Here is a 21703-nt window from a genome sequence, read left to right on the forward strand (position 1 = left end):
GTGTCAGCTCCTCCGGTTGCCGCCGGTGAGGGCCTTGGCGGCCGGGATGCGGATCTCGTAGCCGCCGTCGAGCGCGGTGGCGCCGCCCGCGGGTACGTCCACCCGCCACAGGCGGGTGCCGGGGGCGTGCTGCCCGGGGCCGTCGCCCGCGTCCTCCGGCGCGGACCAGCCGCCCCGCTCCTCGATGCGGATGTCGGCATCGGAGGTGACCGGGACGCGCTCGCGGACCTCCACGGTGACCGGCCGGGAGAGGCGGTTGGCCAGCTCCACGTGGATCCGGTGGTCGAGCACGGTGGTCGTGCTGCGCAGACCGGCGGTGGATTCGCGCAGCTCGGTGCGGCGGCCGACCCGGACCGCCTCGGCGGGCCCGAGCCCCACCCGGCCGGTGCCGCCGGGAGCGAGGCGGGGCAGGGCCGTCGTCGGCAGCCGGTCGCCGTCCACCGCCACGTCCACGGGGCCGGCGAGCAGGGCCTGGTCGGTGGCATTGGTGACGACCAGCGTCGCGTACACGGTCTCCTCGACGGACGGTACGCAGCGGTACTCGGTGCGCAGTCGGACCGGGAGCTCCGTGACGGTGACGGTGTGCCAGGTGCCGTCGGAGGGGATGTCGGCGGAGCCCTGGGCGTCGTAACGGTGGTCGAAGGAACCCGCCGACTCGCGCGGCCGTACCGCGTGCCCGGGGAGGGGCAGCTGAGCCACCGCGTGGGCGCGGCGCCGGTACTCGGCGGCCACCGGGTCCGTGGGGGTGCCGGGCGCGAGGAGGCCGCGGCGGCCGTCCGGCGCGTCGGGACCGGCGAGGACCAGGTCGGCGTAGTCGAGTTCGGCGGTTGCGGGCCGCGGCGGACCGGGCGGCGGCGGTGGCGGGGGCGGCGCCGCGGTGGTTCCGGCCGGTGCCGCGGGCGGTGGGGCGCCGTAGCCCGCGGGGGCCGGGGGAGGTGGGCCGCCGTATCCGGCGGGTGCTGCCGGTGCCGGAGGTGCCGGAAAAGCCGCCGGTGCCGCGGCGAGGGGCATCTGTTCCGGTGCGTCGAGGCTCATGCGCCTGCCGCCCGTACGAGCCCGGGCCGCGGGCTGGGGAGCGGGCGGCGCCCCCGCGAACGCCGGGGGCTCCGGGACGAACCCGCTGCCCGCCGCGGGCGGCGCCCCGTACCCGAGCGGTGCCGGGCGCGGCGCCGCCGCCTCGTACCCGGTGAACAGGTCGTCCAGTCCCGGCGGGGGCTCGCGCCAGCCGGACGGGGCGGGAGCGGCCTGGCGGCGCCCGATCCGCACGGAGCGCAGGTGCGGCACCCCGGTGGCGCGGTGCAGGTCGGCGGTGGACAGGCCGATGCGGACGCCCGTCCAGTCCTCGCCGGTGCGCTGGGCGACCGAGGCGCGCAGCACCAGCCGTCCGCCGTCCTCTCCCTGACGGTGGGTCAGCCGGTAGGACGGGACCCAGACGGCACCCGGCACGCGGTACTCGACCTCGACGTCGGTCTCCTCGGCGTCGGCACCTTCCAGGGTGAGGACGGCCGAGACCGTGGTCCGTACGGGAGCCGACGGCGTGTCCGTGGAGGCCCGCTCGGCGCGGTCCGTGGCGATACCGAGTTCGTGCCCGATCCGGCGCAGTGCCTCGTCCAGCTCGACGAGCCCGGCCTGCAGGGCGGCCAGCCGCTCGTCGACGAACCCCGCGAGGTCGAGCCACGCCTCGACGGGCGTGCGCCGGTGCGGGTCCTCGCGTCTGCGCGGCGGCGGGACCGGGCGCAGCGCCGCGATCTCCTCGATCCGTCGGACCTGCCGGTCCCGGCGGGCGTGCGCCGCCTGCTGTTCCTCCGTCAGCCGGTGCACCTCGTCGACCAGGTCCTGGGGCGTGCCGGGCGCGGCCGGTTCGGCCTCGACGGCGATCCGGGCCTCGGTCACGCGCGCGCCGGGTGCGTCCACGACGCGGGCGCGCAGCGAACCGGGGTCCAGGGACCGCGGCAATCCGCTCACCCGTACCCGGCCGCCGGCCGGAGCGACGCCGCGGGCCAGCCGCCGGCACACCGCGCCGCGCGCGTACACCACCACCGACGTGAGCGTGGACTCCCACACCTGTGCCGCCGCGTCCGTCATCGCGTCTTCCTCCCCCGTACGCCGCCGAGCACGGCGCGAACCTCGGCCGAGACTACGCCGCGATCGTCGGACGGGCAGCCCCGTCTAGGGTGTCCGGTATGGATCGAGCGGGGCTCCACAGGGCAGTCGACGAGGCGTTCGCCGTCACCGGCGCGGACACTCCGCCCTGGCCCGATCCGCATCCCGACCGCGACGTGCGCGACGAGGAGTACTCGCGCTGCTCGGAGCCGGAGAAGTACCGCATCCTCGCCGCTCGCGCGGAGGCGTGGACGAAGGCGTTGTGCGGGCTCGGGCTGGCCGAGGCGGAGACGGTCGCCGATCCGGCGGGGCTCTGGCGGCGGGCACCCGATGTCGCCGTCGACGGCGCGGTCCGGCTGCGCCCGGCGCGTGCGGGGGCGGTGCCGCTCGTGTTCGGGTTCTCCGCCGTGGAGGGTGTGCCGCGGACCGTCCTCGTGCTCGGGGCGGGGGAGTCCGTCGCGACGCTGGCGGTGCTGCCGGACTGCGGCTGCGATGCCTGTGACGACGGTTCCGAGGGTCTGATCGAGGCGGTCGACGAGGTGGTGGAGGCCGTGGTCACCGGCATGTTCGTGCACGTCGACGCCGGGGACGGCCGGGAGATCGTCGCCCTCGGCGACAGTTGGTCGGCGAGCGACTGGGACGACTCCCGGCCGCCGGTGGAGGACGCGGTCGCCGACGCGCGGGCCGGGCGGTCGCCGTATCGCGTCGTGCACGGTCAGGCCTGGAGATGACGGCCGGAAGCGGGGACTGACGGGCGCATGACCGCCCGGGTCGCCGATGAGCGGCGGATCGTCATGACCGTCGCCGCGAACCGGGACGGGACGAGCGAGCGGCGTACGCCTTCTTGAACTCCGTTACGGGCCAGGGCTGTTCGAGCGAGGGGACGGCTCGCTCGGCGACGGTCGGCGCTGCCCATCGGCACGGCCGGGACCGTCGGGCACCGGCCACTCGGCCGCGTGGCCCCGAGGGCCCGTTGTGCCACGGCGCCCTATGACGGTAGGTCCCGCACCGGCGTGGGGGACCAGGTCCTCGCCCGTACGGCGTGGGTGGCTGCTGGCCGCGCGGACCGGCTGGTGGCGGCCATGTGTGGAGGCCATGTGAGGGTGCGTGACCGCGGCGGCCGTGTGTCGGGGCACTGATACCGTGCGGGGCGCGTCGGTGGCCGACCGTCGGAGCACGGACGCACAGCATCAGCCGCTCGAGGGGAACCCCGCCATGATCAAGTCCTGGACGTCCGCTGCCGCCACGATCGGCACCGCCGTGTGCGCGGGGGCGCTGCTCGTGGGCTGCTCCGCCTCGGTGAGCACCACGCCCAAGATGTCCAAGGAGAAGGTCGGCGACACCATCGCGCAGAAGCTGGCCTCGACGACCGGGGCGCCGAAGCCGGACGTCAGCTGCCCCGAGGACCTCGAGGGCAAGGCCGGCACCAGCATGCGCTGCACGGTCACGGCGACGGACGGCAGCACCGTCGCTGTCGACGTCAAGGTCAAGTCCGTCGACGGCGACCAGATCAACTTCGACTACGAGGTCGACCAGAAGGTGAACCCGGCGCCGTCCAACTGACTCCGGCAGTACCCCCGACGCCCGGCGCGTGCGCCGGGCGTCGGCTCATGCCGTGACCTTGGCGACGAACGCGGCCACGTTCGCCACCGTCCGCTCGATCTTCTCCTCCGCCGTGAGCGTCTCGTGCAGCCGCGCACCGGCGCCCGCGTCCTTCTTGCCGCGCACATAGAGCGAGCACGCCAGATCGCTGCAGATGTAGGCGCCCACCGAGTTGCCCTGCTTCCCGGCCTTGCCCGCCTTCGGCGCCACCATCAGGGAGACGCCGCCGGTGTGCGTCGTCACGCACATCGAGCACATGCTGCGCCGGGTCTGCCACGACGCGGCGTGCGAGGAGCGCAGCGCGACCCCCTGCGGGCGGCCGTCGATCTCGGCGACGAGATAGGCGCGGTCGGGGGCCTGCGGATCCCGCCAGCCGAAGTAGTCCAGGTCGTCCCAGGGGCGCTCGGCCAGATCGTGCGGCACGTTCATGCGCTTCGCCTCGCCCTTGGTGCAGTTCACGAATGCGGAACGGATCTCCCGCTCGGTCAGTGGCTTCATAACACCGAGGCTAAGTTGCCTAAAGGTTTTAGGCAAATGCATAATGGTCACGGTCGAGAGGAAGGGCAGTCATGGTGCGTGTGGGGCTCAGTGCGGAGCGCTTGGCGATGGCGGGCGCGGAGCTGGCCGACGAGGTGGGCTTCGAGCACGTCACGGTCTCGGCGCTCGCGCGGCGGTTCGACGTCAAGGTCGCGAGCCTGTACTCGCATGTGAAGAACTCGCACGACCTCAAGACCCGGATCGCCCTGATCGCCTTGGAGGAGATGGCGGACCGGGCCGCCGAGGCGCTGGCCGGGCGCGCCGGCAAGGACGCCCTGACCGCCCTCGCGAACGTCTACCGCGACTACGCCCGTGAGCACCCCGGCCGCTACGCCGCGGCCCAGTTCCGCCTCGATCCCGAGGCGGCCGCCGCCGGCGCCGGGCCGAGGCACGCGCAGATGACGCGCGCACTGCTGCGCGGCTACGACCTGACCGAGCCGGACCAGACGCATGCGGTCCGACTCCTCGGCAGCGTCTTCCACGGCTACGTGAGCCTGGAGATGGGAGGCGGGTTCAGCCACAGCGCACCGGACTCCGATGTGACATGGGTACGCACTCTTGACGCACTGGACGCCCTGTTGCGGAACTGGCCCGAGCAGGGCGCCTAGCCCGCCACGGGACTCGTAGTCCATCAATTGATCAATATCCGCCGCTTGATCAACAGGTTGAGGTCATGAACACCGAGCATCACTGGATCACCACACCGCTGACCGCCGGACTGCTGCGCGGCGCCCTCGACGTCGAGCGCACCGAGCTCGGGCTGCTGCCTCATCGGCTGCCCGCATGGGCCCGCGCCCAGAACGCCGACGGTCAGCTGGCCATGGTCGAGGCACAGCCCTCCGGCGTACGGCTCGCGTTCCGTACGCGGGCGACCGCCGTCGAGCTGGACACCCTGCCGGTCAAGCGCGTCTATGTAGGTGTGCCGCAGCGACCCGACGGGGTGTACGACCTGCTGGTCGACGGACGTCTCGCCGCGCAGGGGAGCGTGCCGGGCGGCCACACCCTGACCATCGACCTGGCCACCGGGTCCGCCGAGCGCACCGCCGGCTCGCCCGGCACCCTGCGTTTCACCGGCCTGGCCGACGCGATGAAGGACATCGAGATCTGGCTCCCGCACAACGAGACCACCGAGCTCATCGCCCTGCGGACCGACGCCCCCGTCGAGCCCGCCGCGGACCCCGGCCGCCCGGTGTGGCTGCACCACGGAAGCTCCATCAGCCACGGCTCCGACGCCGCGAGCCCGACCGCCATCTGGCCCGCCCACGCCGCGTCACTGGCCGACGCCGAGCTGATCAACCTCGGCTTCGGCGGCAGCGCCATGCTGGACCCCTTCACCGCGCGCACGATGCGGGACACCCCCGCGGACCTGATCAGCGTCAAGATCGGGATCAACCTCGTCAACTACGACGTGATGCGCATGCGTGCCTTCACCCCGGCCGTGCACGGCTTCCTCGACACCATCCGGGAAGGGCACCCCACGACACCGCTCCTGCTCGTCTCGCCGATCCTGTGCCCGATCCACGAGGACACCCCGGGTCCCGCGGCCCCCGACCTCGACACGCTCTCCAGCGGACAGCTCAAGTTCAGGGCCATGGGGGACCCCGCGGAGCGCGCGTACGGAAAGCTCACGCTCAGCGGGATCCGCGAGGAGCTGGCCCGGATCGTGACGGCGCGCGCGGCCGAGGACCCGCATCTGCACTACCTCGACGGCCGCGAACTCTACGGCGAGGCCGACGTCGACGAACTGCCGCTGCCCGACGACATCCACCCCGACGCGGCCACCCATCGCCGCATCGGAGAGCGCTTCGCGGACCGCGCCTTCGCCTCCGGCGGACCGTTCGCGAAGCGCTGATCCGGGGGCGGCGAAGCGGTGCTGAGCGGGCGGGTTAGCATATGAGCGCCGCCTAGCTCGAAAGAGACGCACGTGACTGTCAATGACGACTCGTTCACCAATTGGAAGCACCGCGAGGAGACCGCGGAGTCGATGATCCCGATCATCGGGAAGCTGCACCGCGAACGGGACGTGAACGTCCTCCTGCACAGCCGTTCCCTGGTGAACAAGTCGGTGGTCAGCATTCTCAAGACCCACCGATTCGCCCGGCAGATAGCCGGCGCCGAGCTCTCGGTCACCGAGACCATGCCGTTCCTGCGCGCCCTCACCGCGCTCGACCTGGGGCCCTCCCAGATCGACATCGGCATGCTCGCCGCGACGTACCGGAGCGACGAACGCGGCCTCAGCGTCGAGGAGTTCACGGCCGAGGCCGTCGCCGGCGCCACGGGTGACCACAAGATGGAGCGCGGCGCCGGCCGCGACGTCGTCCTCTACGGCTTCGGCCGCATCGGCCGCCTCGTCGCCCGCCTGCTCATCGAGAAGGCCGGCTCCGGCAACGGGCTGCGGCTGCGCGCCATCGTCGTGCGCGGCGGCGGCGAGGCGGACCTCGTGAAGCGGGCCTCGCTGCTGCGCCGCGACTCCATCCACGGCCAGTTCCAGGGCACGATCACCGTCGACGAGGCGAACAGCACCATCGTCGCCAACGGCAACGCCATCAAGGTGATCTACGCGAACGACCCGTCGGAGATCGACTACACCGCGTACGGCATCAACGACGCCATCCTGATCGACAACACCGGCAAGTGGCGCGACCGCGAGGGCCTGTCCGGGCACCTGCGCCCGGGCATCGACAAGGTCGTCCTCACCGCCCCAGGCAAGGGCGACGTCCCGAACATCGTGCACGGCGTCAACCACGACATGATCAAGCCGGACGAGCAGATCCTGTCCTGCGCCTCCTGCACCACGAACGCGATCGTGCCGCCGCTCAAGGCGATGGCCGACGAGTACGGCGTGGAGCGCGGGCACGTGGAGACCGTCCACTCCTTCACCAACGACCAGAACCTGCTGGACAATTACCACAAGGCCGACCGCCGCGGCCGCTCCGCGCCGCTCAACATGGTCATCACCGAGACCGGCGCCGCCTCCGCCGTCGCCAAGGCGCTGCCCGACCTGAAGGCGCCGATCACCGGCAGCTCGATCCGCGTCCCCGTCCCGGACGTCTCCATCGCGATCCTCAGCCTGCGGCTCGGCCGCGAGACGACCCGCGAAGAGGTCCTCGACTACCTTCGCGACGTCTCGCTGACCTCGCCGCTCAAGCGTCAGATCGACTTCATCAGCGCCCCCGACGCGGTCTCCAGCGACTTCATCGGCTCCCGGCACGCCTCGATCGTCGACGCGGGCGCCACCAAGGTCGACGGCGACAACGCGATCCTCTACCTCTGGTACGACAACGAGTTCGGCTACTCCTGCCAGGTCATCCGGGTCGTCCAGCACGTCTCCGGGGTCGAGTACCCGACCTTCCCGGTGCCGGTCCCCGTGGTCTGAGCACCGTCGACGGACCGAGCCCGAGGCCGCCTTCGCACACCGCGAGGGCGGCCTCGGCCGTTCGCGTGAGGCCGGTCGTCGTGCTGCGCGAGGACGACTTCTTCCACAACCGCCAGGTCGTACGGCGCGGAGACATGCGCCACCTTGACCCGGTGATCACTCACGGCGCAGGATGAGGGCATGTTCACGCATCGCGCCCACGCTTTCGGAACGGCCACCGTGCCGGACCGATGTGGTTGCGCGCGCAGCGGCTTGTAGCGGACGCCAGGTCCCTCGTCGCTCCTCTCCGTACGTTCCGCGGTGATCCCTGTCCGGGCCGCGCGCGTACGGACCTTCCGCGTTCTCACCACCGCGTGCCCTCCGGAGAGTGCCCATGTCCGTGACGGAAATCCCGCCCTCGACCACCCCGCTGCGCCCCGCCCACATCCCCGCCGACGGCCTCTACGAGGGGCGGCGCCTGCTGCGCCGCACCCCGGACGGGTGGCAGCACCGCCCGTACGAGCTCTTCGACGTCGTCCCGCAGGGCGCCACCATCGGCGCCGAGATCCGCGGCCTCGACCTCGCCCGGCCGCTGTCTCCCGCGCTGCGCGAGGAGGTGAACCGGGCCCTGCTGGAGTGGAAGGTGCTGTTCTTCCGCGGCCAGCATCTGAGCAGCGCGGATCAGCGTGAATTCGCCCGCAACTGGGGTGAGTTGGAGACCAATCCGCTGCTGGAGCGCGGCGACAGCGACGAGGTCGTGCGGTTCGACAAGAGCGCCTCGTCCACGCCGACCTTCGAGAACGTGTGGCACACGGACGTCACCTTCCGTGAACGGCCCGCCATGGGCGCCGTGTTGCAGCTGCGGGACGTCCCGCCGTCCGGCGGCGACACGATGTGGGCCGACATGGCGGCCGCCTACGACAACCTGCCGCAGGACGTCCGCGCCCGCATCGACGGAGCCGTCGCCGAGCACGACTTCCTGCCCGGCTTCCGCCGGTTCTACGGTCCCGAGCGGCTCGCCCGCTGGCAGGACGCGTTCCCGCCCGTGACCCACCCGGTCGTGCGCAGGCACCCCGAGACCGGGCGGCGCATGCTCTTCGTCAACACCTCGTTCACGACGAGGATCGTCGGGCTGGAGCGGGCCGAGAGCGACCGGCTGCTGCGCCTGCTGTTCCAGCAGGCCCACGTGCCGGAGTTCCAGGTCAGGTTCCGCTGGCAGGCGGGTGACATCGCGTTCTGGGACAACCGGGCTACGCAGCACTACGCCGTCGCCGACTACGGCGACGCCCGGCGGGTCGCCGAGCGCGTCGCCATCGCGGGGGACCGGCCCCACTGACCGCGGCGTCCCACGACGAAGGGCACCGGCCCGGTGGCCGGTGCCCTTCGCGTGCGTGGTTCAGGCCACGGGGGCGATGGATCGTCCCGCCCAGTCCGGCGCCGGTTCCGTGAGGGCGCGGAACCGGTCGTGGACCGGCTCGGGGAACTCGGTGGCGCGGCCCGCCTTCTGGTCGACGTGCAGGGCGAGCAGCTCCGTCGTCGCCACCGGAGCCGCGTCCGCGTCCGGTTCGGCGGAGTCGTCCGGGACCACGTACATCTCGTGCGTGAAACGGGCCTTCTTCGCCGCCACGCCCAACACCCGTGTCCGGATGGCCAGATGGGCGCCCTCGGGAACGTCGCGCAGATAGCGGATGTGGGACTCGACCGTGTAGAGGGAGCAGCCGGTCGACTCGCGGTAGCCCGAGTGCAGGCCCGTCTCGATCATCAGGGCGTCCGTGGCGTGCCCGAAGGCCAGGACGTAAAAGGCCTCGCTCATATGGCCGTTGTAGTCGATCCACTCGGGGCGGACCGTGCGGTGCAGCAGCGGGATCATGGTCGTCTCGGTCATCGGGGGTCCGCCTCGCGGTCGAGGCGGCCGGTCGCGCGCAGGACGTCGATGACGCCCCGGTCGCGTTCGGCCACCAGCTCGGCGATGGTGCGGCCGTCCGCCGCCTCGTCGCAGCCGGCGACCACCGCGTCGTACAACTCCCGGTCGAGCTCGGGTGCTTCGAGCCGGGTCCAGGGGGACTTCAGGGACGGGCCGAAGTGGTCCAGCATGTGCGCCATGCCGCCCTCGCCGCCCGCGAGCGCGAACGTGAGCATCGGGCCCATGACCGCCCAGCGCAGTCCGGGGCCCTCGGTGATCGAGGCGTCGATGTCCCGCACCGTCGCCTCGCCGTTGGCGACCATGTGCAACGCCTCGCGCCACAGGGCCTCTTGGAGGCGGTTCGCGATGAACCCGGGCACCTCGCGGTCCATGGTGATCACCGACTTGCCCGCCGCCTCGTAGAAGCGCGAGGCCCACGCGACGGCCGCCGCGTCGGTGCGCTCGCCGCCGACGACCTCGACGAGCGGGATCAGATAGGGCGGGTTGAACGGATGCCCGACGACAAGGCGCGACGGGTCCGCGGCGGTCGTCTGCATGTCGGTCATCGGGTAGCCGGACGTCGACGAGGCGATGACGACGCCGGGCGGCGTCGCCGCGTCCAGCCGGGTCAGCAGGTCGCGCTTGAGGTCGAGCTTCTCGGGGGCGCTCTCCTGGACGAACTCGGCCTCTGCGACGGCCAGTTCGAGCGTGGGGGCGACCGTGAGGCGGTCGCGGGACGCGCCGTCCGCGAGGCCCAGCCGGGTGAGCGCGGGCCACGCCGCGTCGACCAGGCGGCGCAGCCTCGACTCGGCGTCGGGCGCCGGGTCCCAGGCCGTCACGTCGTAGCCGCGGGCCAGGAAGTGGGCGACCCAGCCGCCGCCGATGACACCGGCACCGACGCAGGCGACGCGCTGCACGTTCTCAGGAGTGGTGGGGGAGATGGGGGAGGTGGGGGAGGTCATCAGTGGTTCGCCTTCCTGAGGCCGAGGAGCTCGCGGGCCTCGTCGGGGGTCGCGACGCGCGCGCCGATCGACTCGGTGATCGTCACGGCCCGCTCGACGAGCTGGGCGTTGGTCGCCTTGTTGCCCTTGCCGAGGTAGAGGTTGTCCTCCAGGCCCACGCGGACGTGCCCGCCCAGCAGGATGGACTGCGCCACCCACGGCATCTGCATCCGGCCGAGCGCGAAGCTGGCCCAACGGGCCCCGTCCGGCAGCATGTTGACCATCGACTGGAGGACACCGGGGTCGGCCGGGGCGCCCCAGGGGATGCCCATGCACAGCTGGAACACGGTCGGGTCGTCGAGCAGGCCCTCGGCCAGCAGTTGCTTGGCGAACCAGAGCTGGCCGGTGTCGAAGATCTCCAGCTCGGGCCGGACGCCCAGCTCCTGGATGCGCCGTGCGCCCGCGCGGAGCATGTCCGGGGTGGAGACGTAGAGGTTCGAGCCGTCACCGAAGTTGAGGGAGCCGCAGTCGAGCGTGCAGATGTCGGGGAGCAGGTCCTCGACGTGCGGGAGGCGTTCGAGGCCGCCGACCAGGTCGGTGCCGGGGAGGTGGGTCAGCGGGTCGTCCGGGTCGATGACGAGGTCGCCGCCCATGCCGGCGGTGAGGTTGATGACGACGTCGGTGCCGGTTTCCTTCACGCGCTCGACGACCTCGCGGTACAGGCGGGGATCGCGGGAGGGGGCGCCGGTCTCGGGGTCGCGCACGTGGATGTGGACGACGGCCGCGCCGGCCTCGGCGGCCTGCACCGCGTTCTGGGCTATCTGTTGAGGGGTTACCGGGACGTGGGGGCTCTTGCGGACGGTGTCGCCCGCGCCGGTGAGGGCGCAGGTGATGATGACGTTCTCGGTGACGGTCATGTGGGGGCCTCCCGTTGGCCTACTCGCCGTAGGGGTGGGTGATGTGTTCGCGGGTGCGGGTGGCTGGTCGCGCAGTTCCCCGCGCTTCTGAGGAGCCGCCTACGCGGCCTTCAGGAGCGCCGTACGGACGTGCGCCTCCAACGCGGTGTGCATCGCGTCCGGATCCGTACCGGCCGTACCGGACGCCAGTACCTGTGCGGCCAGGCCGTCGATGAGCGCGGTCAGTGTCAGCGCCGCCGCCTCCGGGTCGACCGCCGGACGGAACACGCCCTGGGCGACCCCTCTTCGTACGACGTCGGCGACGGTCTCCCGCCACTGCCGGTAGTACTCGGCGTGCAGCCGTCCCACCGCCGTGGAACGCGCGGCCTCGGCCCACAGGTCGAGCCAGACCGCCCACTGGCGGCGCTGCTGCTCGGTGCGCGGTGTCTGCAGCTCGATGAGCTGGGCGAGCTCCGCCACCGCGTCGTCCGCCGCGGCGAGCCGGGCGGCACGGCGGGCGGTGTCCTCGTCCATGCACCAGCGCACCGCGGCCTCCAGCAGGTCGGCGCGGCCCGGGAAGTGGTAGTGGATCGCGGCGGTGCTGGTGGCGCAGGCGCGGGCGATGTCGACGACCCGCACCGCGTGGAATCCGTGCTCGGCGATCAGCCGGACCGTCTCGCGGACGATCTGCAGCGGACGCCCGCCCTCGACGGGGGCGACGGCGGCCTGGGACTGCTCCCGGGGCCGCGCCCCGAGCAGGCGGCCGACGTCGACCCGCCCCTCGTCGGCGATCCGCGCCAGCTCGGCGGCCGTGAAGCGGCGGGTGCCGCTCAGCGAACGCGAGAGCTTCGACGGATCCATCACGATACGGCGCGCGAACTCGCGCTGGCTGACGCCCGCCGCCGTGATGACCTCACGGACACGGGCGGCGGTGTCGGCGCTCGGGGCGCGGCCGGGGACGTCGTCGGTTTCCACAGGGCACGACCCTAACCACGTATTGAGAAGAACTCAACAGTGAGTCCCTCAAGTGCTGCCATCACCTGGGTGTTGCGCATCTGACTGGCTCATCAGTCGGTCGGCGCACCATCGGCCGTCGGCTCCTGTGCCGGCGCCTGCCGAAAGGCCCCGGAGTCAACCGGAATCCGTGCCGCCGCGCCCTCTTGTCGACGGTGCGGCAGCGCCTTAGCCTGCTCCGAGGCGCAAGCGCTTTCTGTCCCCCTGTGGCCCCCACGCCTCACGCGCCCCACCGCGACCGAGTCACGCGATCCCCTGGAGGAGTCCCGCATGACCGCCCGGAGAACACTGAAGGCCTGTACCGCCGCGGCCCTGCTGCTCGCCGCCTCCGTCGGGGCGGCCCCGACCGTCACCGCGGCCCCCTCCGCACCGCCCGGCCCGCTGCCCACCGTCTCGCCGACCCCGCAGCACCTCGCCCGCGCGGGCGACGACCTGCCGCTGCCGGCCCGCGCCGAACTCGTCGTCGGCGACACCACCGACCCCGCCGCCCGAGCCCTCGTCACGAAGACCCTCCAGGACCGGGGTGTGCAGCGTCTGGACGTCCGGGCCGAGGCCTCCGGGCACGCCGCGCTCACCGTCCTGCTCGGTCCCGCCGCCCGCCCCGACATCGCGCAGGCGCTGCGGGGCACCGAGGTCCCCGACCACGAAGAGGGCTACGCGCTGCGGGCCGCCCGCCGCACGGTCGCGCTCGGCGGCACGGACGCCACCGGCCAGTTCTACGCCGCGCAGACCCTGCGGCAGCTCGTCGCACGGCACGCCGTCGCGGGCGCCTCGGTCTCCGACTTCCCGTCGATGCGGCTGCGCGGCAGCATCGAGGGGTTCTACGGTCCGCCCTGGACCACCGACGAACGCCTCGACCAGATGGACTTCCTCGGCGAGGTCAAGTCCAACACCTATGTGTACGCGCCCAAGGACGACCCCTACCACCGCGACAAGTGGCGCGACCCCTACCCCGCCGACAAGCTGACGGAGCTCGGCGAACTCGTCGACCGGGCGGGCGCCAACCACGTCCGGTTCACCTTCGCCGTCTCGCCCGGCGGCTCCATCTGCTACTCCGACCCGGCCGACGTCAAGGCGCTCACCGCCAAACTCCAGTCCCTGTACGACCTCGGCGTGCGCTCGTTCTCCGTGCCGCTCGACGACATCAGCTACACCAAGTGGAACTGCGCCGCGGACGAAGCGACGTTCGGCGCGCCGGGCCGCGGGCCCGCCGCCCAGGCGCAGGTCGCGCTCCTCAACGCCGTCCAGCAGGACTTCATCGCGACGCACGACGGCGCCAACCCGCTCCAGATGGTGCCGACCGAGTACGGCGACCTCACCGACACCGCCTACAAACAGGAGATCCGCGCCCACCTCGACCCGGCCGTCGAAGTGATGTGGACCGGTACCGACGTCGTCCCGCCCGAGATCACCAACTCCCAGGCGCAGCAGGCCTCTCAGCTGTTCGGCCGCAAGGTCTTCGTCTGGGACAACTACCCCGTCAACGACTTCGGGAAGACCGCGGGACGCCTCCTGCTCGCCCCGTACGACAAGCGCGAGGCGGGCCTGTCCGACAACCTCAGCGGACTCGTCTCCAACCCCATGAACCAGGAGGCGGCCAGCAAGCTCGCCGTCTTCACCATGTCCGACTTCTCGTGGAACGACCGCGGCTACGACCGCACCCGCTCGGCCCGCCGGTCCGCCCTGCACCTCGCGGGCGGCGACCCGCGGGTGGCGGACGCGGTCCAGGTCTTCGTCGACCTCAACCACATGGCACCCACCTTCGGGGACACCCCCTGGCAGCCCCAAGCGCCGCTCCTCAGCGCAGAGTTGGATGATTTCTGGCAGACGTACGAGACCGATCCGCGCGCCGCGATCCGCGCCTTCTCCCCGACGGCCGCCACGATCGCGCGCACCCCGGCGGTACTCCGCGACGGCGTCCCCGACCGGCTGTTCCTGCACGACGCCGACCGCTGGCTCACCGCCACGGGGCACTGGGGCGAGGCCCTGCGCCAGGGCCTGACAGTGCTGCGCGCGATCGACGCCCACGACAAGGAAGGCGCGGCGACCGCGCGCACGGCCATGGACGCCGCCGCCGACACCGCCGCGCACATCACCGTCGACCCGGCCGAACACCACCAGCTCGGACCGGTGAAGATCGCCGACCCCTACCTCCAGGACTTCGTCACCAAGGTCGACGCACTGCACGACGCGTCGGCGCAGGAGTCCTGAGCCGACGCGTCGCGCACGGCGCCAGGTGCTGTCCCTCGGCGTGATGTGGACCGGCACCCCCGTCCTCGGCCGAACTGTCCGGCGGCCCGCAGGTGCGCCGGACGGCGGTCAGGTGGACAAGAGGCCGGGGTAGTGCCGCTCGACGACCCGCCGCATCCGCAACCGCGTCAGTTCGTGCAGGGGCGAGTCGTCGTCGAGGTCGGCGGCCAGGCCGCGCACGAAGTCGTCGACACGCTCCGCGACGGGCGTCGGAAGCCGGGCCCGGTCCCGGTCCCGTGCCGTGAGCAGCATGTCCATGATCCGGTCGAGGGCGGCGAAGCGGCGGGGCAGCATGCGGATGCCGTCGAGCACCCTGACGTACAGGGTGGCGAGCTCGCCACCGGGGACCATGGAGATGTCCTCCATGAGGAGCCGCAGGAGATCGTGCGCCAACGACGTCGCGGGCGCCCCGGCCTCGGCGACGAACGTGGTCACGGCCGGGCCGAGGTTGCGGAACACCGGGTCCATCGCGTGCCGCACGACCGAGTCGTTCGTCGCCCCCGTCAGGGACATCTTGTGCCACAGATCGTCCCAGTAGGTGCGCTGCCAGGCGCTTCCGCCGTGGCCTTCCGGGTTGCGGAACAGCCAGTTGGGGTCGACGCGTTCCGGAGCCAGGACCTCGCCCTCACGGAGCGATATCTCCAGGACGCGGTGTCCGTCGGCGTCCCAGCGGCGGCGCGTGGTGAAGGCGAGCGCGAAGTCCGTCCATTGCTGCTCGTCCATCGAGGACCGCCACAGCTGACAGCTCCGGGACCAGTCGCTCACCGGGTCCGACGACTTCGGGAACAGCTCGGCCGCGGTCGTCCGCCCCACGAGGACCATGGCCATGAGCACCAGGTTCGAGCCGTACAGGCCGTGGCGCGTGGCCGTGGCCATGCCGGCGGGCCGGTAGCCCGGATGGTGATCGGCGGTCCGTGTCTCGTGTTCGTGCAGGACCCGGATCAGCCGGGCCGCCAGGCGCTCGCGCTCCGCCGCGTCCATCGGACGGACGAGCCCGCGCGCGAACCGCAGCATCTGACGGGAGGCCAGGGACGCGTAGGACAACAGGGCGTACGTCAGATCGTCGTCGATCCGGGACTCGCCGAGGGAGAGCGACGGGCGCGGCGTCAGCAGGTCGGTGAGCAGCCGCAGCGCGAGCCGGACCACCAGGTACTCGCCGAACGTCGCGTGCAGGAACTCGTACGTCGACAGGGTCTGCCCGTCCCGCACGGACTGCGCGCGCTGCACGAAGAAGAACCGGCCGAGCGCCACCTCGGCCGCGCCCAGCGGCGTGCGGAAACCGGAGGCCTCGGCCGCGCGTCTGCCGAGCAGCGCCGCCAGGTCCTCGTCCAGCTCGGCCGCCGACACCCACTGCCGGCGCCGGTTGACGAGGGCGAAGGCGACGAGGGACAGCCGCTGCAGCTCCTGCTCGACCCGCTCGCCGCTCTCGTGGTCCGGCACGCCGCCCCGCGTGGTCTTGCCGACCTCGCGCCGCGCGAACGACGACAGCAGCTCCTCGTACAGCTCGGTGACCGCGAGGGGTTCGCCGCCCTCCCGGTGGAGGCCGCCCTCCGTGGCGTCGTACAGCGCGAGCATCGTCAACAACAGTGGCTGCGCCGCGAGTTCGGCGTGCCGGGAGACGGTCTCCCAGGTGAGCGGCCGCAGTGTGGTCGCGTTGGCGTCGTTCCAGATGGCGAGCCACCGCTCCACCTGCTCCGTCCGGAAGGGTTCGAGGCGCAGGACCACCATGCCGTCCGGATAGCGTGTCCGGTCGGCGACGGCGGTGCGGCTCGTCACCAACGCCAGGACCGGGCGGCCCTGTTCGGCCTCGCGCTGCTGGAAACGGGCGACGCGCACCAGGAAGTCCGTGTGGTGGACGCCGGTGGTCTGGAGGAGTTCGTCGAACCCGTCGAGCAGGAGCACGGGAGTGCTGCCGCCCGCCGCGCGCACCAGGTCGGGCCAGGTCGTGCGCTCGCCGGTCGCCGCGCGGATCGCCTGCTCGATCTGGTCCTGCAGTTCGTCCTCCGCGCGCACGTCCCGCAGCGGGACCCGGACGGGCAGGAACCCGGCGGCCGGCAGCCGCGCGGCCAGCACCCGGGTGAGCACGGACTTGCCCGCGCCGGGCTGGCCGAGGACGAGGAGCGGGGCCTCGGCCAGGGCCGGACCGGTGAGCGCCCCGGCGAGGTACCGGGTCAGGTCGTGCCGCACGCCGAACTGCTCCCACCACGACTCGTCGGCGGGGCCCGACTGGCCCCGCGGCTGCGCGACGCGGAAGTCGGGGTCGAGGTACATGGCCCGGAGCGTGGGGACGACGATGCCCTCGGGGGCCGTCGAGGTGTCGAGGACCGGGTGGCCGAGCGCGGCCTCGTGCGAGCGGGCCAGGGCGGCGGCGACGTCGACGGGCGCGGTGAGGCCGCGGGCGGTGGCGGTGAGGAGGGTGTCGATGCCGTCGAGGGCGCGGCGCACCTCGGCGCGAGTCGCGCGGTGTTCGTTCTCGGTGACCCAGAGGGCGAACTCCGGCGCGGTCTGCATGAGTTGTGAGTAAAGCTCCCGGTAGTTCGCCAGGGCCTCGTCCGTTCTCGCCACGAGCAGGGTGTCGCGGAACGCCTGCTGCTGCGTCTCCGAGAGCAGCTCCCACTGCGCAAGGCCCGTCACGAAGGCGATGAATCGGCGTGAGAGGGAGAAGTACCAGTGGTCGAGGGCCTCCACGAAGTCCTCGTGCGGCGCCGGACACGGAACGGCCGCCGTCAACAGTGACTGCACCAGCCCGTCCTCGGCGGAAGCGCCCACGAGCGCCAACTGCTCCTGACCGGACAGCTCCACGTCGTCCAGCGAGATCGGCAGGTCCGCCGCCTCCAGCGCCTGGAACCAGGCCACCACGACGATCACGGTGTGGGCCGCCCGCAGCACCTCGGTCCGCTCGGCCCGGCCCTCGGCCCGGCCGAGCCGTCGGCCGGCGCCCCGCACCGCGTCCCGCCCGAGCCCGATGATGCGGCCGCGCTCGGACATCATGCCGAGCACGGTCCCGCTCGTCCCGCCGGTCGCCAGATTCAGCGCCCCGCCGAGCGCCCGGTCCAGCGCGGCGATCCGCGGCGGATCGACCCCCAGCAGCTCCAGCGCGTCCGCGAACGACAGCAACCTCCGCGATCCCACCCCGACCCCCTCGCTCGTTCCTCGGCGTCCGCCGACCCCGCCCCGGGTGGCTTCCTTACAGTACGAGGGCGTCAGGGGCGTCGTGGGGCGATCGTTCGCTCAGGTGCCGGCCAGGGCCAGCAGCGCGTGGTCCGCCCCCGGCGCCCCCACCGCGCACAGCCCCACGGGCAGTCCTCCCACCCGCAGCAACGGCATCCCGACCGCGGGCAGCCCGGCCAGCGACGCCGGACACGTCAGGCGCAACGTGGCGGCCCGCGTCGCCTCGATCGCCTCCGCGCCCGCCTCCGCGCGGGGCGCGGGGCTGCTCGCCGACGGCAGCAACAGTGCGGTGCCGGGCGGGACTTCGGCCAGCAAGGTGGTCCGCGCGGAGTCCAACACCCGCCTGCAACGGGCGAGTTCCCGATCGCCGACCGTGCGCCCCGCCTCGAACCGTGCCGCCACGTCCCGCCCGAGCGCCCCCGGATGGCGCTCGATCCACGCCCCGTGGCTGTGCCACGCCTCGGCGGCCTGCACGGTGCGGAACGCGGGCAGCCACTCCGTCACCCCGGCCGCGACACCGCTGTCGACCCGTACGACATCGAGGCCCGTCCGCGACGACAGTGCCCGCACCGCCGTCTCGAACGCCGTCGCCACCTCCGGCCCGGCCTGCGCGGTGACCGCGTCGTCCACCACGAGACGGCGCACCGGCACGGTCGCGCTCTCGGGCAGCAGCGCCCGCGCCCCGGCCCGCAGGACCCCGGCCGTACGCGCCAGCAGCCCCACCGTGTCGAACGACGGCGCGAGCGCCACGAGTCCGTCCGTCGGGACACTTCCGTGCGTGGGACGCCAGCCGTACAGACCGCAGTACGAGGCGGGCACCCGGATCGAGCCCGCGGTGTCCGTGGCCAGGCCCAGGTCCGCCGCGCCGCCGGCCACCGCGGCCGCACAGCCGCTGCTGGACCCGCCCGTGGTCCGGCCGGGCGCCGCCGGATTCCCCGGCGTCCCGTAGTGGACGTTCGTCCCGGCGAGGCTGAACGCGAGCTCGTCCGTGTGCGCGAGGCCCACCACCGAGGCCCCGGAATCCAGCAACTGACCTACGGCTGAAGCGTGTTCGGGCTCCGGTGGCGCTTGTTCCAGCCACACCGGATTGCCGCCGCCCACCCGCTGCCCCGCCACCGCGAACAGGTCCTTCACCGCGACCCGCACCCCCGCGAGCGGGCCCTCGGCCGCACCGGCGGCGAGGAAAGGCGCGCCGGTGGCGCGCCAGACCGCGGGGTCGAAGGAGAGGCTGACCTGGTCCGTCACTGTCGCGTCCACGACGGGAGCGTAGGGGCGGGGCGTTTCACCGGGGTTAATCACAGGGCGCCCTACCGGAAGGTGAGGACGGGACAGGAGGGGCACTTGGGCGCGTATCCCCTGAGCGGCGTGTTCCGCAAGCCGCTGAATGGCTTACCGTGTGGCCCGTGGACAGTCAGGGAAAGCGGGCGGTTCGGCTGCGCCTGACCGGGGCCGCGGCCCTGGCCGTCGTATCGGGTACGGCGGGGACCTGGGCGTACGCGCGCGTCGGCGCCTCCGCGTCCGACCTGGTCCGCGACCTCGCGGTCGGCTGGGCCTACGTGGTCGCCGGCATCATCGCCTGGCGGCGCAGGCCCGCCAACAACACCGGCCGCCTCATGGTGTTCGAGGGCATCACCTGGTTCCTCGGCAACCTCCAAGGCACCTCGGTCCCGGCCCTGTTCGCGTTCGGCGCCTGGTGGGAAGCGCTGAACATGGCGGTGCTGCTGCACCTCGTCCTGTCCTTCCCCGAGGGACGTCTCACCACGGTCCTCACCCGGCGCCTCGTCCAGTTCGCGTACGGTCTCGTCGCGGTCGGCGGCCTGCTGCGCGCCCTCCTGTTCGACCCGGCGACCGACACCGGGGCGACCTATCTGGACTGCCGCGCCTGCGGCCCCAACCTCTTCCTCGTACCGTCCTGGCACGGCCTGTTCGACACCTTCGACGCCGTGTACCACGCGGCGGGCTGGGTGATCTCCGCAGTCGCCGCCGTCGCGATCGTGCTGCGCTGGCGGCACGCGTCGGCCGCCCGGCGGCGCGCCCTGCTGCCCGCCTGGATCGGCATCGGCATCGCCGTCGCGTTCCTGATGTGGGACATGCTGTTCTACGTCGTGCCGTGGTTCGGCGAGGTCGGCTCCGTCGCCGAACAGGCCGTGTACCTGATGTCGGACCTCGCCCAGGTCGCCGTCCCCTTCGCCTTCCTGGGCGGTCTGCTGCGCATGCATCTGCAGCGGGCCGAGGTCAGCGGGCTCGTCATCGACGTGGGCACCGACCCCGACCCGTCCCGGGTCCGCGAGGCGCTGGTGCGCGTCCTCGGCGACCCGACGCTGCGGCTCGGCCTGTGGCGCGAGGAGCGCGGCGCGTACGTCGACGGGGCGGGCCGCGAGGTGAGCCCCGAGCGGCCGGGCCGGACCCGGGTCGACGCCGCCGACGGCCGGCCGCTCGCCGTGCTGCACCACGACCCGGCGCTGCTCGAGGACCCGGAACTCCTCGGCTCCGTCTCCGCCGCGCTGCGTCTCGCCCTGGAGAACGTGTGGCTGCGCACCCGCGCCAAGGACGTCGCCACCCGGATCGTCCAGGCCGCGGACGCCGAGCGGGGCCGTCTCGAACGGGACCTGCACGACGGGGCGCAGGCCCGCCTCGTCTTCGCGCTCATGGCCGTGCGCCGCGTGCGGCGCGGGCTCGCCGAACACCCCGACGAGACCTTGCGCGAGGCCGCGGGAGAGGCCGAGTCGAGCCTGCGCCTGGCCATCGAGGAACTGCGCGGCCTCGCCCAGGGCATCCACCCGGCCGTCCTCACCCGCGAGGGACTCGCGCCCGCGCTCACCGCGCTCGCACAGGAGGCCGCGCTGCCCGTCGTCGTAGCGGCCGAGCCCCGCCGCTACGACCCCCTCGTCGAGACCACCGCCTACTTCACCGTCTGCGAGGCGCTCTCCAACGCGGCCAAGCACGCGCGGGCCCGCGCGGTCAGCGTCTCCGCCCGGCACCAGGACGGCCGGCTCGTCGTGGAGACCGTCGACGACGGAGTGGGCGGCGCCGACACCGCCCGCGGCACCGGACTGCGCGGCCTCGCCGACCGGCTCGCCGCCGTCGACGGCGTACTGCACATACACAGTCCCGCCGGCGGCGGGACCAGGATCAGGGCGGAGCTGCCGTGCGGGTGATCGTGGCCGAGGACTCGGCGCTCCTGCGGCAGGGGATCGTACGGCTCCTCACCGACGAGGGGATCGAGGTGGCAGCCGAGTGCGGGGACACCGCCCCGCTGCTCGCGCTCGTCGCCGAGCACGCGCCGGACGCCGTGCTGCTGGACATCCGGATGCCGCCGACCCACACCGACGAGGGCCTCGTCGCGGCGGCCGCGATCCGGGCGATCCACCCGGGAACCGGCGTCCTGCTGCTGTCGCAGTACGTGGAGACGACGTCCACGGTGCACGCGCTGGCCGAGCGGCCCGAGGGCTTCGGGTACCTGCTCAAGGAGCGGGTCGCCGACATCGAGGAGCTGCACGGTGCCCTGAAGCGGGTGGCCGCGGGCGAGACCGTCCTGGATCCGCTGGTCGTGGCCCGGCTGATGGACGCGCCGCGCGCGCCGGGTCCCCTCGACGAGCTGACCGGGCGCGAGCGCGACGTGCTGTCCCTGATGGCCGAGGGCCGCTCGAACGAGGCCATCGCCCAGAAGCTGGTCATCGGCGGCAAGACCGTCGAGACGCACGTCCGCAACATCTTCGGCAAGCTGCGCCTGGAGCCCGATCTCCTGGAGCACCGGCGCGTCATGGCCGTTCTCATGTATCTGCGGGGCTGAAGCCCGCTCGCCGCACGCAAGAGGTTCCGGCTGTCCGCTCCGGAGACGACGTCGTTCCCCCGTTCCCCCGTGGTCCCCCGTACGTCGTCCGCGGAGCGGTGCCGGAGCTCCACAGTAGGCGTGGCCGTGGAGCGGGAC

The 21703-nt window shown here is 72.9% G+C and carries 17 protein-coding genes; 9 read left to right on the forward strand and 8 right to left on the reverse strand.

The window, feature by feature from the left end; all coding sequences use genetic code 11:
• Positions 1 to 3: 3 nt before the first annotated feature.
• Complete coding sequence (locus ACVHNB_RS14125; RefSeq protein WP_456228233.1) at positions 4 to 2085, reverse strand: DUF4139 domain-containing protein; 2082 nt, start codon at positions 2083 to 2085, stop codon at positions 4 to 6.
• Between the two features lie 98 nt (positions 2086 to 2183).
• Here ACVHNB_RS14125 and ACVHNB_RS14130 point away from each other — a divergent pair, with 98 nt between their 5' ends.
• Complete coding sequence (locus tag ACVHNB_RS14130; protein WP_428950837.1) at positions 2184 to 2834, forward strand: DUF6226 family protein; 651 nt, start codon at positions 2184 to 2186, stop codon at positions 2832 to 2834.
• Between the two features lie 484 nt (positions 2835 to 3318).
• Positions 3319 to 3666, forward strand: coding sequence for a DUF4333 domain-containing protein (locus tag ACVHNB_RS14135; protein ID WP_428950836.1), 348 nt, complete (start codon positions 3319 to 3321; stop codon positions 3664 to 3666).
• Between the two features lie 45 nt (positions 3667 to 3711).
• Here the strand turns inward: ACVHNB_RS14135 and ACVHNB_RS14140 are convergent, their stop codons facing one another.
• Entirely contained in the window at positions 3712 to 4203 is a 492-nt protein-coding gene (locus ACVHNB_RS14140; RefSeq protein WP_428950835.1) for an FBP domain-containing protein, read from the reverse strand.
• Between the two features lie 71 nt (positions 4204 to 4274).
• Here ACVHNB_RS14140 and ACVHNB_RS14145 point away from each other — a divergent pair, with 71 nt between their 5' ends.
• From ACVHNB_RS14145 to ACVHNB_RS14160, 4 genes are all read left to right on the forward strand, one after another.
• A complete protein-coding gene (locus ACVHNB_RS14145) occupies positions 4275 to 4850 on the forward strand; it encodes a TetR/AcrR family transcriptional regulator (RefSeq protein ID WP_428950834.1) in 576 nt (191 codons plus the stop codon).
• Between the two features lie 65 nt (positions 4851 to 4915).
• The gene (locus ACVHNB_RS14150) at positions 4916 to 6094 is read left to right on the forward strand and encodes a GDSL-type esterase/lipase family protein (protein ID WP_428950833.1); all 1179 of its coding nucleotides are present in this window, start codon (positions 4916 to 4918) and stop codon (positions 6092 to 6094) included.
• 72 nt (positions 6095 to 6166) lie between these two features.
• Entirely contained in the window at positions 6167 to 7618 is a 1452-nt protein-coding gene (locus ACVHNB_RS14155) for a glyceraldehyde-3-phosphate dehydrogenase (protein WP_428950832.1), read from the forward strand.
• Between the two features lie 373 nt (positions 7619 to 7991).
• Positions 7992 to 8933 (forward strand): TauD/TfdA dioxygenase family protein, encoded by a 942-nt coding sequence (locus tag ACVHNB_RS14160; protein WP_428950831.1) that lies wholly within the window; start codon positions 7992 to 7994, stop codon positions 8931 to 8933.
• Between the two features lie 60 nt (positions 8934 to 8993).
• Here the strand turns inward: ACVHNB_RS14160 and ACVHNB_RS14165 are convergent, their stop codons facing one another.
• The 4 genes from ACVHNB_RS14165 to ACVHNB_RS14180 all read right to left on the reverse strand — a co-directional run bounded on the left by ACVHNB_RS14165 (position 8994) and on the right by ACVHNB_RS14180 (position 12312).
• On the reverse strand, positions 8994 to 9482 hold the full coding sequence (locus ACVHNB_RS14165) for a thioesterase family protein (RefSeq protein ID WP_456228234.1): 489 nt from the start codon (positions 9480 to 9482) through the stop codon (positions 8994 to 8996).
• Complete coding sequence (locus ACVHNB_RS14170; protein ID WP_456228235.1) at positions 9479 to 10462, reverse strand: 3-hydroxyacyl-CoA dehydrogenase NAD-binding domain-containing protein; 984 nt, start codon at positions 10460 to 10462, stop codon at positions 9479 to 9481. The genes ACVHNB_RS14165 and ACVHNB_RS14170 overlap by 4 nt, the downstream gene beginning before the upstream one ends.
• On the reverse strand, positions 10462 to 11358 hold the full coding sequence (locus tag ACVHNB_RS14175; protein ID WP_428950828.1) for a BKACE family enzyme: 897 nt from the start codon (positions 11356 to 11358) through the stop codon (positions 10462 to 10464). Before ACVHNB_RS14175 ends, ACVHNB_RS14170 begins: the two co-directional genes overlap by 1 nt.
• A gap of 99 nt (positions 11359 to 11457) precedes the next feature.
• On the reverse strand, positions 11458 to 12312 hold the full coding sequence (locus tag ACVHNB_RS14180; RefSeq protein ID WP_456228236.1) for a TetR family transcriptional regulator C-terminal domain-containing protein: 855 nt from the start codon (positions 12310 to 12312) through the stop codon (positions 11458 to 11460).
• Positions 12313 to 12621: 309 nt separating this feature from the next.
• Here ACVHNB_RS14180 and ACVHNB_RS14185 point away from each other — a divergent pair, with 309 nt between their 5' ends.
• Entirely contained in the window at positions 12622 to 14562 is a 1941-nt protein-coding gene (locus ACVHNB_RS14185) for a beta-N-acetylhexosaminidase family protein (RefSeq protein ID WP_456228237.1), read from the forward strand.
• 108 nt (positions 14563 to 14670) lie between these two features.
• Here the strand turns inward: ACVHNB_RS14185 and ACVHNB_RS14190 are convergent, their stop codons facing one another.
• A complete protein-coding gene (locus ACVHNB_RS14190) occupies positions 14671 to 17733 on the reverse strand; it encodes an NACHT domain-containing protein (protein WP_456228238.1) in 3063 nt (1020 codons plus the stop codon).
• Between the two features lie 99 nt (positions 17734 to 17832).
• Complete coding sequence (locus tag ACVHNB_RS14195; protein WP_456228239.1) at positions 17833 to 19029, reverse strand: amidase; 1197 nt, start codon at positions 19027 to 19029, stop codon at positions 17833 to 17835.
• 146 nt (positions 19030 to 19175) lie between these two features.
• Between ACVHNB_RS14195 and ACVHNB_RS14200 the strand changes: the two genes are divergently transcribed.
• Together ACVHNB_RS14200 and ACVHNB_RS14205 are read left to right on the forward strand one after the other, a co-directional pair.
• Complete coding sequence (locus ACVHNB_RS14200) at positions 19176 to 20930, forward strand: sensor histidine kinase (RefSeq protein WP_456228240.1); 1755 nt, start codon at positions 19176 to 19178, stop codon at positions 20928 to 20930.
• Positions 20927 to 21565 (forward strand): LuxR C-terminal-related transcriptional regulator, encoded by a 639-nt coding sequence (locus ACVHNB_RS14205; protein WP_428957462.1) that lies wholly within the window; start codon positions 20927 to 20929, stop codon positions 21563 to 21565. Before ACVHNB_RS14200 ends, ACVHNB_RS14205 begins: the two co-directional genes overlap by 4 nt.
• The last annotated feature ends 138 nt before the right edge of the window (positions 21566 to 21703 follow it).

Source organism: Streptomyces sp. YJ-C3, assembly GCF_053891275.1.